Raw genomic sequence first — 15,377 nt, forward strand, 5'->3', positions numbered from 1 at the left:
CGCAACCGTGCTGAACGGGAGGTGAGCGCGGGGCGGGGAGCGCGCATGCAGTGCGGGCATATCGCTTGACGGATGGCTTCACTGGAGGCGACCCTGGATGCCGATCATCAGGAAGAAGCGTCATGCGTCATCTATTTGCGTTTTTATCTGCGGCGGCGGTCCTTTTCGCGACGCCTTCCGCCTGGGCGCAATGTTCGGTTTCCTCTGATGCCGGAGCGGTCGCAAAGCCGGTCGACGCATCCGTCCAGGCGGATGCGGACCTGATCGTTTCGATGAGCATGATGCCGAAACTCATGCATATCGACTATGCGAATGCGGCAAAGCAAAAACCTGCTTGCGATCTCGGAGCGTTCGATACCGGCTCCGCATCCTACCAGCTATATGGAGATGACAAGGCCGGCCGATTGAGGATTGCGCAGCCAGCTCATAAGGGCGAGCCGATCGCCCGGATCGTTGCGGTGACGAACATCCTCAAGGCGATCGAGGCATCGAAACAAGGTCGGCCAGCCCCGGTCGAGGGCTATCTGCTGGCGACGATGACCAAGGCCGAGTTCATCGGTTGGAAATACTATACGGGATTGCCCGATCCGGCGACGTTGAAGCGCGATATGGCTGAAGCGCTGAAAGGCGGCGCGACACCGATTTTCCGCAATGGAGCCGATGGCAAAACAGCCATCTTCGTTCCCAAAGGCTGACGAAGGCACGCCAGGGCCTCGGTTAAGCCGGAAATCTGCCATCACCCCAGAAGGGCGGCAATATCCATCGGGCGCCCGTCGCGGCGCAATTCGACCGTCACGCGCGGCTCGACACCGGCTCGTCCTCGTCCCGCACGGCCGAGGACCGCCCCCGCCGCGACATGGTCGCCGGCTTTGACCGCGATGCCGCCCAAGCCGGTGACCAGGCTGGTCCAGCCGGTGCCGTGATTCAGGATGACAATCCCGCCATAGCCCCGGAATGCGCCCGCATAGCGGACCTCGCCGCCTGCGGGGGCGAGGACCGGTGCATAGGGAACAGTCGACAAGGTGATGCCGCGCGCCCGCACGCCCGAATCCGAAATCTCGCCGAAGCCGCCCGTGACCCGTCCCTTCACGGGCAGGCGATAGGTGTCCGGCGGGATCACCGGGCCCATGACGCCTGCCCCGAGCGGACGCGAGACGGGGCCGGGGAGCGCGAGCAATTCGCCCGCCGTCGCCTGGGCCTCGCCACGCTCGGCCATGCGGTCGACGATGTCGCGCGCCGCCTCGCCCAGCGCCAGCGCGCGGTTGGATTCGTCGATGGCGACCTGCCCCAGTTCCTCGGCGCGGCCGCGATGGCGCGCTTCCAGGCGGGCCAGTGCCTGGCGTTCGGATTCCAGCTTGGCGGTGGTCTCCGTCAGCGCTCGCGCCGCCACCGTCACCTGCGCGCGGACCCGGCGGGTGGCGGCCAGTTCGGCGCGGACGGTGGCGGAACGCGCCGCGATGACGGGGGCGACGGTGGCGAAGACCGCGCGGACATGCGCCAGATCGGCGACCGAGCCGGGCTGCACCACCGCCGCGACCGGGGGACGCGCGGCCATGCTCTGCATCGCGGCCAGCAAATGCGCGAGCGGGGCCTGCGCCTTGGCCAGTTTTACCTGTTGCTGCTCCAGCAGCCCGGCGACCAGATCGACGCGGGCGCGGGCCGCCGTCACCTCGGCCTCCGCCGCTGCGACGCGGGCGGCCATGGCGCGTTCTTTGGCCTGGGCGATGGCGGCGGCGTTGCGCTCGGCTCCGGCCTGTTGCTCCAGCGCCTGGGCTCGCGCCTGCGCCGCCGCCGCACCCGCACGGGCATCGGCCAGGCGTCGCTGGTCGGCGGCGATGTCGGTCGCACCGAGCAGCGCAAGGGCCGCCAGCGCCAGCACGCCATGCCGCCGCCTCACGCGTTCAGCCTTCGCGGTGATAGGGGTGATTGGCGAGGATGCTGGTCGCACGGAACAGCTGTTCGGCCAGCATCGCGCGCGCCATCATGTGCGGCCAGGTCGCCCGGCCATAGGAGATGAGCAGGTCGGCGCGCGCCCGGTCGGCATCCTCGAACCCGTCCGCCGCGCCGATCATGAAGCGGCACTCGCGCACGCCATCGTCACGCCAGCGCTCCAGCCGACGCGCGAAATCCATCGAGGACAAGTTCTCGCCCTTCTCGTCCATCAGGACCAGACGCGCCTGTCCCTCCAGCGGCGGGACCTTGCCGCCGGTGTCGGGGAGTTCGGTGACCTTGGTCGGCCAGCCGATCCGCTTGATATAGCGGTCGACCAGCTCGGCCTCGGGCGAACGGCCGATCCGCCCGCGCGCGACGATATGCAGCAGCACGGGCGGACCTTGGCGTGAATCAGGGGTTACGGTCGGCCGGGCTGGCCGGGGGAGTCGGCGCATCGCCGAACGCCCACATGCGCTCCAGATTGTAGAAGCTGCGGACCTCGGGCCGGAACAGGTGGACGATGACGTCGTTCGCGTCGATCAGCACCCAGTCGGCGGTCGGCAGACCCTCGATCCGGACCGAACGGCCGAACTCGGCCTTGATCTTCTCGGCGAGTTTCATCGCCATCGAGGCGACCTGCCGGGTCGAGCGACCGCTGGCGATCACCATGAAATCGGCAATCGACGATTTGCCCGCGAGCGGGATCGAGATCGTCTCCACCGCCTGGTCGTCATCCAGCGACGCGAGGATCAGGCGATGCAGCGCCTCCACCTCGGCGGGATCGGACGGACGCGGCGATTGCGGGGAAGTGGCCAAGTGAGCTCCTGTTCAGGGGACGTTCCGGCCCATATGCCGAAACCAGTCCGGATCGCGGGCCCGAAGGCCCGTGGCGGAAGTCGGGTCGGGGCGGAAGCGCAACAGCACGAAGGCCGGCAAACTCCACATCGTCCAGTTCTTCGCCTGGCCCGGACGCCTCTGGAAACGCCTGAACCAGCCCAGCGCGGGTGTCGCGTGGGCGGCGGCATTGTACCCCGGACGGCCGATAACCGCAATCGGGATCGCGCGGGCAATATCACGCCACCCGCGCCAGCGATGAAATTGCTCCAGATTGTCCTCGCCCATCAGCCAGATGAACGTGTGGCCGGGGTAGCGGCGCTGGACTTTCCGCACCGTGTCGAGCGTGTAGCGGGTGTGCAGTTCCTGTTCGATCGCGCTGGCCCGGATCGGCGCGCGGCGCGCCATTTTCCGGGCCGAGGCGAACCGCGCGGCGAAGGGGGCCATGTCGCTGGCACCGTCCTTCAGCGGATTGCCCGGCGACACCAGCCACCACACTTCGTCGAGGTTCAGCGCGCGCATCGCGTCCAGCGTGATGCGGCGATGCCCCTTATGGGCGGGATTGAACGACCCGCCGAGCAGACCGATCCTCACCCTCTGATCTGCCCCGTACCGCGCCCGATCCACTTATAGGTGGTCAGCCCCTCCAGCGCGACGGGGCCGCGCGCGTGCAGCCGCCCGGTGGCGATGCCGATCTCCGCGCCCAGTCCGAACTCGCCGCCGTCCGCGAACTGGGTCGAGGCGTTCCACAGCACGATGGCGCTGTCGACCTGGGCCAGGAAGCGCTCGGCGACGCCGGTGTCCTCGGCGACGATCGCGTCGGTATGGTGCGATCCATGCGCGGCGATATGGGCCATCGCTCCCTCCAGGCCGTCGACCAGCGCGACGCTGGCGATCGCGTCGAGATATTCGGTATCCCAGTCCTCGGCCGTGGCGACGTCCAGTCCGGGCACGATCTCGCGGATGTCGGCATCCCCGCGCACCGTGCAGCCTGCGTCGACCAGCGCGGCGACCAGCTCGGCGGGGTGGCAATAGGCGCGGTCGATCAGCAGCGTCTCCATCGCCCCGCAGATGCCGGTGCGGCGCATCTTGGCGTCGCGCACGATCCGCGTCGCCATCGCATGATCGGCCGAGCCGTCGACATAGACATGGTTGATCCCGTCGAGATGCGCGAGCACCGGCACCTTCGCCTCGGCCTGTACCCGCGCGACCAGACTCTTGCCGCCGCGCGGGATCAGCAGGTCGATCAGGCCGTCGGCGGCCAGCATCGCGCCCACGGCGGCGCGGTCGGTGGTCGGCACCAGCTGCACGGCATCCGCAGGTCCCCCCGCCGCCGTCCAGCCCCGGACGAAAGCGGCGTGCAGCGCGCGGTTGCTGTGCACCGCCTCCGACCCGCCGCGCAGGATCGCGGCATTGCCCGCCATGGCGCAGAGGGCTGCGGCGTCGACCGTGACGTTGGGGCGGCTTTCATAAACGATGCCGATCACCCCCACCGGCACGCGGACGCGCGACAGGTTCAGGCCGTTGGGCCGGGTGCGCTCGTCGATCCGCTCGCCCGCGGGATCGGGAAGAGCGGCCACCGCCTCCACGCCCGCGACGATGCCCGCGATCCGCGCCTCGTCCAGCGTCAGCCGGTCCAGCATGGCAGGGGACAGACCGTTGGCTGCGCCCGCCGCCACGTCGCGTGCATTGGCCTCCAGCACCGCCGGGGTCGCCTCGCGGATCGCGGCGGCGGCGGCGCGCAGGGCGTCGGCCTTCGCCTCGGTCGGCATCTGCGCCAGCGTGACGGCGGCGCTGCGGGCGCGTTGGCCCATATCGGCGATCAGGGCGGGAATGTCGTTTTGGTCGGCCATGCGGGGGCGGTATCATGCCGGGACGACACACCCAAGCATCGGAATCTTGCTCACCTGCAAGGTGCGGTGATCTGTGAGTGTTTAGATCGAGATGACGTTTCATAGAAACAACATGAGCCCCTCCCCTGAAGGGGAGGGGTGAGTCCATCTCATGCCATCTTGCCCTACGCCGCGATCTCCAGGGCTTCGCCCGCCGCCGCGCCGAGCAGCCTCTTCTCCAGCGTCTTCAACCGGCTGCTATTGGTGATTTGATCCCCGGTCAGGTCGGTCAGGTAGAAGACGTCGACCGCGCGTTCGCCATAGGTCGCGACATGGGCGGAGTGGATCGTCACCTTCGACTGGAACAGCGCATGGGCCAGCTGATTCAGCAGCGCGGGACGGTCGCGGGCATGGACCTCGACCACCGTGAAGCGGTTCGAGGCGCGGTTGTCGATCAGGACGTTGGGCGCGATGTGGAAGGCATCGGCGCGCGGCCGTGCATTGGGCTTGGCGACCAGCCGGTCGGCCAGCTTGCTGCGATTGGCCAGCGCATCCTCGATCGCGCGGCGCAGGCGGGACAGCTGGCCGGGATCGTCGAACGGGCGACCCAGCGGATCCTGCACCAGGAAATTGTCGATCGCCATGCCGTCGCGCGTGGTGTGGATGCGCGCATCGATGATGTTGCCGCCCGCGACATGGATCGCGCCCGCTATGCGATAGAACAGGCCTGGATGGTCGGCGGCATAGATGGACACAAGCGTCGCGCCGCGCTCGCCGTAAACCTGCGCGTCGATCGACAGTTGCGCATCGCCCGCCGCCGCCATCTGGCGGGCATTATGGGCCAGCACATCCTCGGGCTCGGCGATCCAATAGGCCTCGGGCAGGCGACGGACCAGCGCGGCGAACTGCGCCTCCGGCCAGCCCAGTATCTCCGCCAGCCGCGCCTGCTTGGCGGCGATCCGCTCGGTCCGGCCACGCTGCTTGTGGCCCAGGCGCAGCACCTCCTCGGCGGCATCGTACAGGTCGGCGAGCAGCTGGCGCTTCCAGCCGTTCCACGTCCCCGGCCCGACCGCGCGAATGTCTACGATGGTCAGCAGGAGGAGCAGGCGAAGCCGCTCGGGGCTCTGGACCGTCTCGCAAAAGTCGAGGATCGTCTTGAAGTCCGACAGGTCGCGCTTGAACGCCGTGGCGGACATCAGCAGGTGCCAGCGGACCAGCCACGCCACCGTTTCGGTTTCGGCCTCGCTCAGGCCCAGGCGCGGACAGAGCCGCTCGGCCACTTCCGCGCCCAGGATCGAATGGTCGCCGCCGCGCCCCTTGGCGATGTCGTGGAGGAGGACCGCGACATAGAGGACGCGCCGCGACACGATCTGGCCGATGATCGCCGAGGCGACGGGATGCTCCTCGACCAGTTCCTGCCGTTCGATCTTCGCCAGCAGGCCCAGCGCGCGGATGGTGTGCTCGTCGACCGTATAATGGTGGTACATGTCGAACTGCATCTGCGCCACGACACGCCCGAAATCGGGCATGAAGCGACCGAAGACACCCGCCTCGTTCATCCAGCGCAGCACCAGTTCGGGGTCATGGCGGCTGGTCAGCACGTCGAGGAACAGGGCGTTGGCGCGCGGATCGTTACGGATGTCGTCGGCCAGCTTGGCATCGCGCGACGCCGCGCGCACCGCCAGCGGATGGACCTCCAGCTCGTAACGGTCGGCAAGCTGGAAGATCTCGATCAGCCGGACCGGGTCTTCCTGAAAGAAGCTGTCGCGCGGCAAAGCGAGCCGCCCGCGATCGAGCACGAAGCCGTTCAACCGGCGCGGGCGCCTGCGGATGGTCGGCAGGCCGAAACGATGGCCGCGCGCCGCGAACCGCTCGTCCAGATGCGCCAGGAACGCACCGGTCAGCGCGCCGACCGTCTTCACCTGCAGGAAGTAGAGCTGCATGAACCGCTCGACCTTGGCCTTGCCGGGCCGGTCGGAGAATCGCATCCGCTCGGCGATCTGGCGCTGCACGTCGAAGGTCAGCCGATCCTCGGCCCGGCCGGTAATGGTGTGGAGGTGACAACGCACCGCCCACAGGAAATTGTCGGCGCGGTGGAACTGCCGATATTCCTCGCGGGTGAACAGGCCCCGGTCGATCAGGTCGGCCGCACGGTCGACGTCATAGACGTACTTGCCGATCCAGAAGAGTGCGTGCAGGTCGCGCAGGCCGCCCTTGCCTTCCTTGACATTCGGTTCGACGACGTAGCGGGTGTCGCCCATCTTGCGGTGGCGCAGGTCGCGCTCGGCCAGCTTGTCGGCGATGAACTGGCGGTGCGAATCGGTCTGGATCTCGGCCTTGAAGCGGCGCGATGCCTCGTCATACAGCGCCTGGTCGCCGCACAGGAAACGCCCCTCCAGCAGGGCGGTGCGGACGGTGACATCGCCCTTCGCCTGGCGGATCATCTCGTCGATCGAGCGGCTGGAATGGCCGACCTTCAGCCCCAGGTCCCAGATCGAATAGAGCATCGATTCGATGACCTGCTCGGCATGCGGGGTCTGCTTGAAGGGGGTGAGGAAGCCGATATCGACGTCCGAATAGGGCGCCATCTCGCCCCGCCCGTAGCCGCCGACCGCGATCAGGGTCAGCCGCTCGCCCGCCGTGGGGTTGCTCAAGGGGTAGAGCGTGTCGGTGGTGAACTCGAACAGCACCTTCAGCACCTGATCGGTCAGATAGGCCTGCGCCGCCGCCGCCTCCAACCCGCGCGAGGGATGGAGCGACAGCCGTCGCGCCACTTCCTGCCGCCCGGCATCGAGCGCGGCGCGCAGGACGGGGGTGACGAGCGTGCGGCCTTCCGGCCCCGTGATGCCCAGGGCGGCGACCTGTTCGGCGAGCGCCCGGCGATCGACGATGGCGCGGCGGTTGGGCAGGGATTCGAAACGGCTGTGCATCAGGCCTTCATAGGGGCTGGTGATGAACAAAAGGAGAGGGGGCCGATTCAATCCTCGCCAAGCCGCGCTTGTCCGCGACCGGCGGGGCGGGTAGCGCCGGAGCCCGTGAACCGGGGGATGATCCGATGACGCGGTGGCAGGGCTTGGGCGGCATTCGGGCGGGGCTGTTCCTGTTGGTCTGGTTCTCCTGTGTCTGGTTCGGGTCCTGGGAGTGGAATCCCAACAATGCGACCCGGCTGTTCGCCGCGATCCGCATGGTCGAGAACGGCACCGCGACCATCGACCCCTTCGCGCCGCTGACCATCGACAAGGCGCAGTTCGGCGCGCATGCCTATCTCGACAAGGCGCCGGGCATGACGCTGATGGCGCTGCCCGCCGTGGCGCTGACCGATCTGGCCACCGGCGACCGGGCTGCGCGCCATGTTCTGTCCACGGTCGATCCCGGTTTCGTCGACTATCTGAAGCTGCGCACCCGCGTCGCCGCCGCCACGGGCTCTGCGCTGCTGACCGCGATCGCGGCCGTTTTGCTGTTCGACTTCGCACTGGGCCTGAGCGGCCGCGCAGGGGCGGGGCTGTTCGCCGCGCTCGGCTATGCGCTGGGGACGCCGATCTGGGGCTATTCCACGACCCTGCTCGGCCATGCGAGCGTGGCGGCGCTGTTCGTCATCGCGCTGATCGGGGTGGCGCGGGGCGGTGGACGCTGGCTGGCGGTGGCGGGGCTGGCGCTCGGCTGGGCAGTGGTGGTCGAGTATCAGGCGGTCCTGGCCGGGTCGGTCATCGGGCTGTGGGCGCTGTGGCGGTACCGGGCGACCCCGAAGGCGCTGCTACCGTTGCTGGCGGCGGGCGTGGCCGGACTGCTGCCGCTGTTCGCCTATAATCTCTTCGCCTTCGGGACGCCGTTCCGTATCGGCTATTCGGGCGTGGTCGGGTTCGAGGGGATGAACCACGGGTTGTTCGGACTGACCTTTCCCCGCATCGCGGTGCTTCGCGAAATCCTGACCGGCCCGACGCGCGGGATCGTCTGGGTCGCGCCGGTGCTGGTGTTGGCCCCGATCGGGCTGTGGCGGCTGGGCGAGGAACGGGCGACGCGCGGGCTGGCGCTGACCGCCGCCGGGGTCGCGCTGGTCGCGCTGCTGGTCAATGCGGCCTATGTCTATTGGGATGGCGGCAACGCCACCGGCCCGCGTCACGCCATGCCGCTGGCGGGCGTGATGGCGCTGGGGCTGGCGCCGCTCTGGACGATGGCGCGGCGGCTCTGGATGCGCGGCTTGCTCGCGTCGGTGCTGACGGGATCGATGGCGATCAACCTGACCATCGCATCGGCCGAAATCTTCGCCCCGCCGACCTTCCGCTGGGCTTGGTGGCAGGCGGTGATGCAGCAGCGCTTCCTGTTCGGCGACCTGCGCACCATCCCCTCCGAATGGTGGGGATGGACGAGCTGGCACGGCCTGTACCTCTGGGCGGCGGTGGCGGTCCCGCTCGCTTTGTGGCTGGTTCAGTCCTGCGCGCGCTTCAGCCCGCGTACCCGGTGCCAGATATAAAGGCCGATCAGCACGACCAGCACGATCCCGATCGCCAGGTCGGCACGGTGGAAGAACGCCTTTACGCGCGGGTCTGAATCCCACTTCTCGCCCAGCTCGCGTCCGACGATGGCCAGCACCAGGCAGAAGGGCCAACTGCCCAGGAAGGTATAGAGGTGGAAGGGGACGAGCTTCATCCGCGCCACACCCGCCGGAAAGGCGATGAAGGTGCGGATCACCGGCAGCAGACGCCCGATCAGCACCGCGATCGAACCATAGCGCGCGAAGAAGCGGTCGGCGGCGTCCAGCTCGCCCGGCCCGATCAGCAGGTACTTACCCCAGCGCTCGGCGACCGGCCGTCCGCCGCGCTTGCCGATCTCATAGGCGACGATCGAGCCCAAATTGCAGCCCAGCGCGCCCGCCGTCGCGGCGAGGTACAGGTTGAACTGCCCGGTCGACACCAGATAGCCCGCGAACGGCATGATGATCTCGGAGGGCAGCGGAATGCACGCGCTCTCGATCGCCATCAGCAGCATGATGCCCAGATAGCCACCGGTGGAAATGACCCAGATGGCGAAGCTCGCCAGCGCGGAAAGAATATGCTCGACCATGGGGGCAGCGACTTGCGCGATCGGGGGGCGGGGGTCAATCGGAACCGCATGAGGGGGCGGCCGGTTTGGGACGGCATGAAGACACTGACCCTGAACGACGGCCGCGCCATGCCCCAGCTGGGGCTGGGCACCTATCAGATCCCGGATTCGCAGGCGGCGCTGGTGGTGCGGCGTGGCCTCGATACCGGATACGGCCTGGTCGACACCGCCGCCATATACGGCAATGAGCGCGGCGTGGGCGACGGGCTTCGCGACGCGGACGCCTTCCTGACCACCAAACTGTGGAACGACCGCCACCGCGACGCCGAAGCCGCGCTGGACGAGAGCCTGGCGCTGCTGGGTGTCGAGGCGGTCGACCTGTACCTGATCCACTGGCCGGTGCCTGCCGAGGGCGCCTATGTCGAGGCATGGCAAAGCCTGGTCGCGCTTCGCGAGGCGGGCAAGGCGAGGTCGATCGGCGTGTCCAACTTCCTGCCCGAACATCTCGACCGGATCATCGAGGCGACCGGCGTGGTGCCCGCCGTCAACCAGATCGAACTCCACCCCCGCTTCCAGCAGCGTGAGGCGCGGACCTATCACGAAGCCAAGGGTATCGTGACCCAGAGCTGGAGCCCGTTGGGGCAGGGCGGTGAGCTGCTGAAGACGGCCGAGATCGCGAGCATCGCGGAGAAACATGGTCGCTCGACCGCACAGGTCGTGCTGGCCTGGCATCTGGCGCACGGCCTGTCGGTGATCCCCAAGGCGGCGGATGCGGCACATATGGCGGATAACTTTGCGGCGACCGAGCTGGTGCTGGACGATGAGGATATGGCGGCGATCGATGCGCTGGACGATGCCGATGGGCGGATCGGCCCGGATCCGAGGGTGATGTAACGGGTCGTACCGCGCCTCGGCGGCATTGAACCCGCCAATCCTGATTGACATCAAGATTGATATGAACATATTAAGATGTGTTCATATGTTGGTATATGCATGACACCGGATGAGGGCGCGTTACTGGCCGATGTGTTTCGCCTTTTGGGCGAGCCCAATCGGCTGCGGCTGGTGGTCGCGTGTCTGGATGGGCCACGCACCGTCAGCGAGCTGACGCAGGACGTCGGCGTAAGCCAGAGCCTGGTTTCGCAACATCTGCGGCTGTTGCGCGCCGGACGCTTGCTCAAGCAGAGTCGGCAGGGGCGCAACGTCCTTTACGAACTCCCCGACTGTCATATCCGCACCATGCTGACCAACATGATGGACCATGTGCTCGAACCCGATTCCCTAGACGAGGAGTAAGTCGAATGGCCGTCACCGTCGATCAAGTGAAGTGCGCCTGCGCCGATTGCGTCTGCATCGTCAGCGTCAACAATGCCATCGAAGCCGAAGGCCGCAGCTTCTGTAGTGACGCCTGTGCCCAGCATCATGAGGGCGGCACGGGTTGCGACCATGCCGGTTGCACCTGCCACGGCTGATCCCTTTCGAGGGCCGGGTGCCGATCGCGCCCGGCCCCTTGATTATCGACAATAAATCGCTGGCCGCCGCTTCACGATAGCGCTGCGGCGGCAAGTTTCAGGTCATCCACGAACCGCGCATATTCGACCTCCTTTGCCGCCGGATCGGGCAGGCGGAGCAGATAGCTCGGATGCACCGTGATGAAGGCCATGCCGCCATCGGGCAGCGTCAGAGCCTTGCCGCGCTCGCGGCCTATGGTCATGACTTTGCCGAACAGCGATCGCGCCGCCGTCGCACCCAGCGCTACCGTCACCCGGGGTTGAATGAGCAGACGTTCCTGTTCGACCCACCAGCGGCAGGCCTGGATTTCCCCGGCATTGGGTGAGCTGTGGATGCGGCGCTTGCCGCGCGGCTCGAACTTGAAATGCTTGACCGCGTTGGTGACATAGGCCGTCGCCCGGTCGATCCCGGCTTCCGCCACCGCGCGGTCGAACACCTGTCCGGCCGGGCCGACAAAGGGGTGGCCCGCCAGATCCTCCTGGTCGCCGGGCTGTTCGCCGACGAACATCAGGGCGGCATCGACCGGACCCTCGCCGAACACCGTCTGGGTCGCGGGCGCATGGAGCGGGCAGCGGGTGCAGGTCATCGCCTCGTCCCTGAGCGCCGCCCAGGCCGCCTGCGCATTGCCGCCGCGTCCGGTCCGCACATCCGTCTTGGCCGTTGCGATCATACCCGTCTCCCGCGCCTGCGCGCCCGCGATCAATTCTGAGACCAACGCGGTTTCCGGCATGTTTTTCCAGTATTTGCGCGGCATCTCCTTGAGCATCGCGCCGATCTTCACGCGGGCGGGATTGAAGATGCTGGCATAATAGGTCTTCCACACCGCCTCGGTCGGATCGCCCTCGGGCGCGTCGGCCCTGCTCGCGCCGGGACCTTCGGTGAGCGTCTTGCCGTCCCAGTGGAGCGACACCTCGGGCGTCAGGATCGACCAGCGCATCGTGGTGAAACGGTTGACGAAGAACGCCGCATTGGCACGCACGATATGATGCTCGGGCTCGAACCAGGCGACATAGCGCGGGCCGTCGTCATCCTCGGTCTCACGAAAACGCAGAAAGGCGCGCATCTTGTGGATGTCGCGCCGCACCGCCTTGGCCAGTCGGTCGAGGCGGCGGATCAGCGGATCGGCCTGATCCTCGATCAGCCGGGGTTGGCGGCGCAACCGGTCGAGCGCGGTGTGGAGCAGGGCGAAACGCTCCGGGTCGTTGGACAGGATGACGCTGCGCGCAAGGTCGATAAAGCCGCGCGATACGTTGAACCGGGGAGCAGTGGTGGCCGGATTGTCCTCGGCGACCGCGCCGAACAGATCGGCGGGCTGCTCGCCGACCTGCCACACGACCTGATCGGGCGGCACGCTGTCGGCGATCAACCCCCGCGCGGCGTCGCGCCAGGCGTCGAAGTCGTCAGGGGCGGGCAGGGTTATGATGCGCACGCTTCAGCCCCTCCCCTTCAGGGGAGGGGTTGGGGTGGGGCGTCCCCGCAAGCGTCGCCTTTGTGGAAGCGCCCCACCCCCGCCCCCTCCCCTGAAGGGGAGGGGAGCAGTGAGCGGGCACCTTCCTGCTTTGAAAGCGTTCTTCAAAATCAATCCCGCTCGTCTCCGCCGGGCGGGTTGGCCTTGGCTTCCTTCGCCTCGATGGGTTTGCGGGTTTCGTAGATTTCGGCAAGCTTCTGTTCGGTGGCGTCGTCGAGTTCCTTCTCGGCGGCGGGGAACATCTCTTCCTCTTCCTCGTCGATATGATGCTCGTAGCGATGGCGCATGTGGAAGAACTTCGACTCCCACTCGTCCGACGCGAAGTCGAGGTCCATCATCTCGCCCAGCAGATCGTCGATCTCCTTATGCTCGGACACCGAGTGGCGCGCATCGTCGCGCAGTTCGGGCTCGCCCAGCATGGTGGCGTAGAGCGACTCTTCCTCGGCGGCGGCGTGGCTCTGGATCTCGATGCGGAACGCTTCGAACAGCTTCTTGCGCTTGGCACCGTCGCCCTTGAGCTCGGCAAGTTCCTTCAGCATCTCGCGCTGCTTGTCGTGATCGCGCTTCAGATCGGCATAGATTTCGGCGGTGGCCATGATCGTCTCCTTCGCATGGCCCAACGGCGCAACATGACGCCCGTTTCACCCGCGAATCACTCTCATGGAATCAGGTGTACTCAGCCGAACAGTTCAAGCTGCTTGGCGCTAGGCTTGACCAGCGGTTTCAGGTCCGCCCGCTCGGCCAGCGCCACCGGGCGCCAGTCCTCGGCGATCAGGAAGGGGCGCAGCTTGGCGATCGAGACGGTCAGCCGCCCGACATCCTCCAGCCGCAGCTTGCGCCATTTACGGGTGGCGATGATCCGGTCCACCGCCTTCACGCCCAGTCCCGGCACGCGCAGCAGCATCTCGCGCGGGGCACGGTTCACGTCGACAGGGAAGTTCTGGCGGAATTTCAACGCCCAGGCGAGCTTGGGATCGATGTCGAGCGGCAACATCCCCGTCGCCTCGTCCGCCGCCGCCGCGACCTCATTCGGCTGATAGTCGTAGAAGCGCATCAGCCAGTCGGACTGGTACAGCCGATGCTCGCGCATCAGCGGCGGCCGTTGCAGCGGCAGCACGGCGGAGGCGTCGGGGATCGGGCTGAACGCCGAATAATAGACGCGACGTAAGGAGAAGCGGTCATACAGGGTCGCGGCACGACCGACGATGTCGCGATCGGTCGCGGCATCCGCGCCGACGATCATCTGGGTCGACTGGCCTGCGGGCGCGAAGCCGGGGGCGGATTTGTACTTCTTCACCGCATCGGTGCGATCCTCGATCGCGGTCTTCACATCGGCCATTGCCCCTTCGATCCGGGTGGCGTCCTTTTCGGGCGCGAGGCGGCGGAGGCCGCCCACCGTGGGCAGCTCGACATTGATCGACACGCGGTCGGCATGAACCCCGGCCAGCCGCACCAGCTCGGGATCGGCATCGGGGATCGTCTTCAGATGGATATAGCCGCGAAAGCCATGATCCTCACGCAGGGACCGCGCGACCTCGACGATCTGCTCCATCGTATAGTTGGACGACTTGATGATGCCCGAGGACAGGAACAGCCCCTCGATATAATTGCGCCGATAGAAGGCCAGCGTCAGGTTCACCACCTCCTGCGCGGTGAAGCGCGCGCGGCGGACGTTCGAGGACTTGCGGTTGATGCAATAATGGCAGTCGAAGATGCAGCTGTTGGTCAGCAGGATCTTCAGGAGCGAGATACAGCGGCCGTCGGGCGCGTAGGCGTGGCAGATGCCCATGCCCTCGGTCGAGCCGATCCCCTTGCCATCGCGGCTGTTGCGTTTCGACGTGCCCGACGACGCGCAGGACGCGTCATATTTCGCGGCATCGGCCAGGATCGCCAGCTTTTCACGGGTGTCGAGTTGCGCCATGTGTTCGATATATGTTCGCTCGCGCGGCGGGACAAGCGGCACGCCGCCAGTCATCCGTCGTACAGCCCGTCTGATCCAGATTGGCGGCATCGAGGGGAGATAAAGGATGCGTAAGGTGATGATAGCGCTGGCTTTGATCGGCGCCGCCAGCCCCGCCGTGGCGCAGGTCGTGACACGCGAGGCCAAGACCGCCGACTATGAATTCAGCTATGCCTATCCCGCCGCCGCTGGCCGGATCGCAGGGCTGAAGGCGTGGCTCGACGCCGACCGCGCGCGCATCCAGGCGAAGGCGGCGCGCGACGGGGCCGCCGGTCGTCGCGACGCGAAACAATCGGGCTTTCCTTATAACCGCTACTCCTTCGACAAGACGTGGAAGGTCGTGACCGACACACCGCGTTTTCTGAGCCTGTTGGGCAACAGCTATAGTCTCACCGGCGGCGCGCATGGCTCGCCCGCCTCCCATGAATTGGTCTGGGACAAGGCGGTGGGGCGGCGGCTGGACCCGAAGGCGGTGTTCACGTCGCTGCCCGCGCTCCAAACTGCGATCCGCACCGACTATTGCGCGAGGCTCAAGGCTGAGCAGGTGAAGCGTAATCAAGGCGATCTATCGTTGATGAACGCCTGCCCGCCGTTGAAGGACCTGACCATGCTGCTGGGCTCGACCAATGGCCGCGCGATTGACCGGATCGGGCTGATCGCCGACCCTTATGTCGCGGGCTCCTATGCCGAGGGGGCGTATGAGGTCACGCTGCCGGTAACGCGGGCCATCCTGGGGACGGTGAAGCCGGAATATCGCGGGGCGTTTGCGGTGCGGGGGTGATATGATCCGGTAGAGGCA

General features: G+C 67.0%; 16 protein-coding genes. 6 read left to right on the forward strand and 10 right to left on the reverse strand.

The annotated features are described in order from the left end of the window. The first annotated feature begins 122 nt into the window (after positions 1–122). Positions 123–695 (forward strand): hypothetical protein, encoded by a 573-nt coding sequence (locus ASF14_RS15360; protein ID WP_056436899.1) that lies wholly within the window; start codon positions 123–125, stop codon positions 693–695. A gap of 41 nt (positions 696–736) precedes the next feature. On the opposite strand, the gene ASF14_RS15365 is transcribed toward ASF14_RS15360, so the two are convergent. The 6 genes from ASF14_RS15365 to ASF14_RS15390 all read right to left on the reverse strand — a co-directional run bounded on the left by ASF14_RS15365 (position 737) and on the right by ASF14_RS15390 (position 7,528). Continuing rightward, positions 737–1,897 (reverse strand): murein hydrolase activator EnvC family protein, encoded by a 1,161-nt coding sequence (locus tag ASF14_RS15365; protein WP_056436901.1) that lies wholly within the window; start codon positions 1,895–1,897, stop codon positions 737–739. A gap of 4 nt (positions 1,898–1,901) precedes the next feature. Beyond that, complete coding sequence (locus tag ASF14_RS15370) at positions 1,902–2,324, reverse strand: 23S rRNA (pseudouridine(1915)-N(3))-methyltransferase RlmH (RefSeq protein WP_042483928.1); 423 nt, start codon at positions 2,322–2,324, stop codon at positions 1,902–1,904. 19 nt (positions 2,325–2,343) lie between these two features. Further along, entirely contained in the window at positions 2,344–2,748 is a 405-nt protein-coding gene (gene rsfS, locus ASF14_RS15375) for a ribosome silencing factor (protein WP_042483930.1), read from the reverse strand. 12 nt (positions 2,749–2,760) lie between these two features. Next, positions 2,761–3,360 carry a nicotinate-nucleotide adenylyltransferase gene (locus ASF14_RS15380; protein WP_056436904.1) on the reverse strand — a complete coding sequence of 200 codons (600 nt, stop codon included), beginning with the start codon at positions 3,358–3,360 and terminating at the stop codon, positions 2,761–2,763. Next, complete coding sequence (locus ASF14_RS15385) at positions 3,357–4,619, reverse strand: glutamate-5-semialdehyde dehydrogenase (protein ID WP_056436907.1); 1,263 nt, start codon at positions 4,617–4,619, stop codon at positions 3,357–3,359. Before ASF14_RS15385 ends, ASF14_RS15380 begins: the two co-directional genes overlap by 4 nt. A gap of 164 nt (positions 4,620–4,783) precedes the next feature. Continuing rightward, positions 4,784–7,528: a [protein-PII] uridylyltransferase gene (locus tag ASF14_RS15390; protein ID WP_056437190.1), complete on the reverse strand. Its 2,745-nt coding sequence runs from the start codon at positions 7,526–7,528 to the stop codon at positions 4,784–4,786. A gap of 125 nt (positions 7,529–7,653) precedes the next feature. On the opposite strand from ASF14_RS15390, the gene ASF14_RS15395 reads away from it, so the two are divergent. Next, positions 7,654–9,069, forward strand: coding sequence for a hypothetical protein (locus tag ASF14_RS15395; protein ID WP_201780606.1), 1,416 nt, complete (start codon positions 7,654–7,656; stop codon positions 9,067–9,069). On the opposite strand, the gene ASF14_RS15400 is transcribed toward ASF14_RS15395, so the two are convergent. Next, a complete protein-coding gene (locus ASF14_RS15400; protein ID WP_056436910.1) occupies positions 9,024–9,659 on the reverse strand; it encodes a DedA family protein in 636 nt (211 codons plus the stop codon). The genes ASF14_RS15395 and ASF14_RS15400 overlap by 46 nt on opposite strands. A 75-nt stretch (positions 9,660–9,734) precedes the next feature. Here ASF14_RS15400 and ASF14_RS15405 point away from each other — a divergent pair, with 75 nt between their 5' ends. From ASF14_RS15405 to ASF14_RS15415, 3 genes are all read left to right on the forward strand, one after another. Continuing rightward, entirely contained in the window at positions 9,735–10,532 is a 798-nt protein-coding gene (locus tag ASF14_RS15405) for an aldo/keto reductase (RefSeq protein ID WP_056436913.1), read from the forward strand. Between the two features lie 99 nt (positions 10,533–10,631). Next, the gene (locus ASF14_RS15410) at positions 10,632–10,934 is read left to right on the forward strand and encodes an ArsR/SmtB family transcription factor (RefSeq protein ID WP_056436915.1); all 303 of its coding nucleotides are present in this window, start codon (positions 10,632–10,634) and stop codon (positions 10,932–10,934) included. Between the two features lie 5 nt (positions 10,935–10,939). Further along, entirely contained in the window at positions 10,940–11,110 is a 171-nt protein-coding gene (locus ASF14_RS15415) for a metallothionein (protein ID WP_056436918.1), read from the forward strand. 71 nt (positions 11,111–11,181) lie between these two features. Here the strand turns inward: ASF14_RS15415 and ASF14_RS15420 are convergent, their stop codons facing one another. The 3 genes from ASF14_RS15420 to ASF14_RS15430 all read right to left on the reverse strand — a co-directional run bounded on the left by ASF14_RS15420 (position 11,182) and on the right by ASF14_RS15430 (position 14,539). Then, positions 11,182–12,579 (reverse strand): UdgX family uracil-DNA binding protein, encoded by a 1,398-nt coding sequence (locus tag ASF14_RS15420; RefSeq protein WP_056436921.1) that lies wholly within the window; start codon positions 12,577–12,579, stop codon positions 11,182–11,184. A gap of 149 nt (positions 12,580–12,728) precedes the next feature. Beyond that, positions 12,729–13,214, reverse strand: coding sequence for a hemerythrin domain-containing protein (locus ASF14_RS15425; protein WP_056437197.1), 486 nt, complete (start codon positions 13,212–13,214; stop codon positions 12,729–12,731). Positions 13,215–13,294: 80 nt separating this feature from the next. Then, a complete protein-coding gene (locus ASF14_RS15430; protein WP_056437199.1) occupies positions 13,295–14,539 on the reverse strand; it encodes a putative DNA modification/repair radical SAM protein in 1,245 nt (414 codons plus the stop codon). A 106-nt stretch (positions 14,540–14,645) separates the two neighbouring features. Between ASF14_RS15430 and ASF14_RS15435 the strand changes: the two genes are divergently transcribed. Further along, a complete protein-coding gene (locus ASF14_RS15435) occupies positions 14,646–15,359 on the forward strand; it encodes a DUF4163 domain-containing protein (protein WP_056436924.1) in 714 nt (237 codons plus the stop codon). Positions 15,360–15,377: the final 18 nt, after the last annotated feature.

The sequence above is a fragment of the Sphingomonas sp. Leaf257 genome (assembly GCF_001422185.1).
Lineage (GTDB): Bacteria > Pseudomonadota > Alphaproteobacteria > Sphingomonadales > Sphingomonadaceae > Sphingomonas > Sphingomonas yabuuchiae.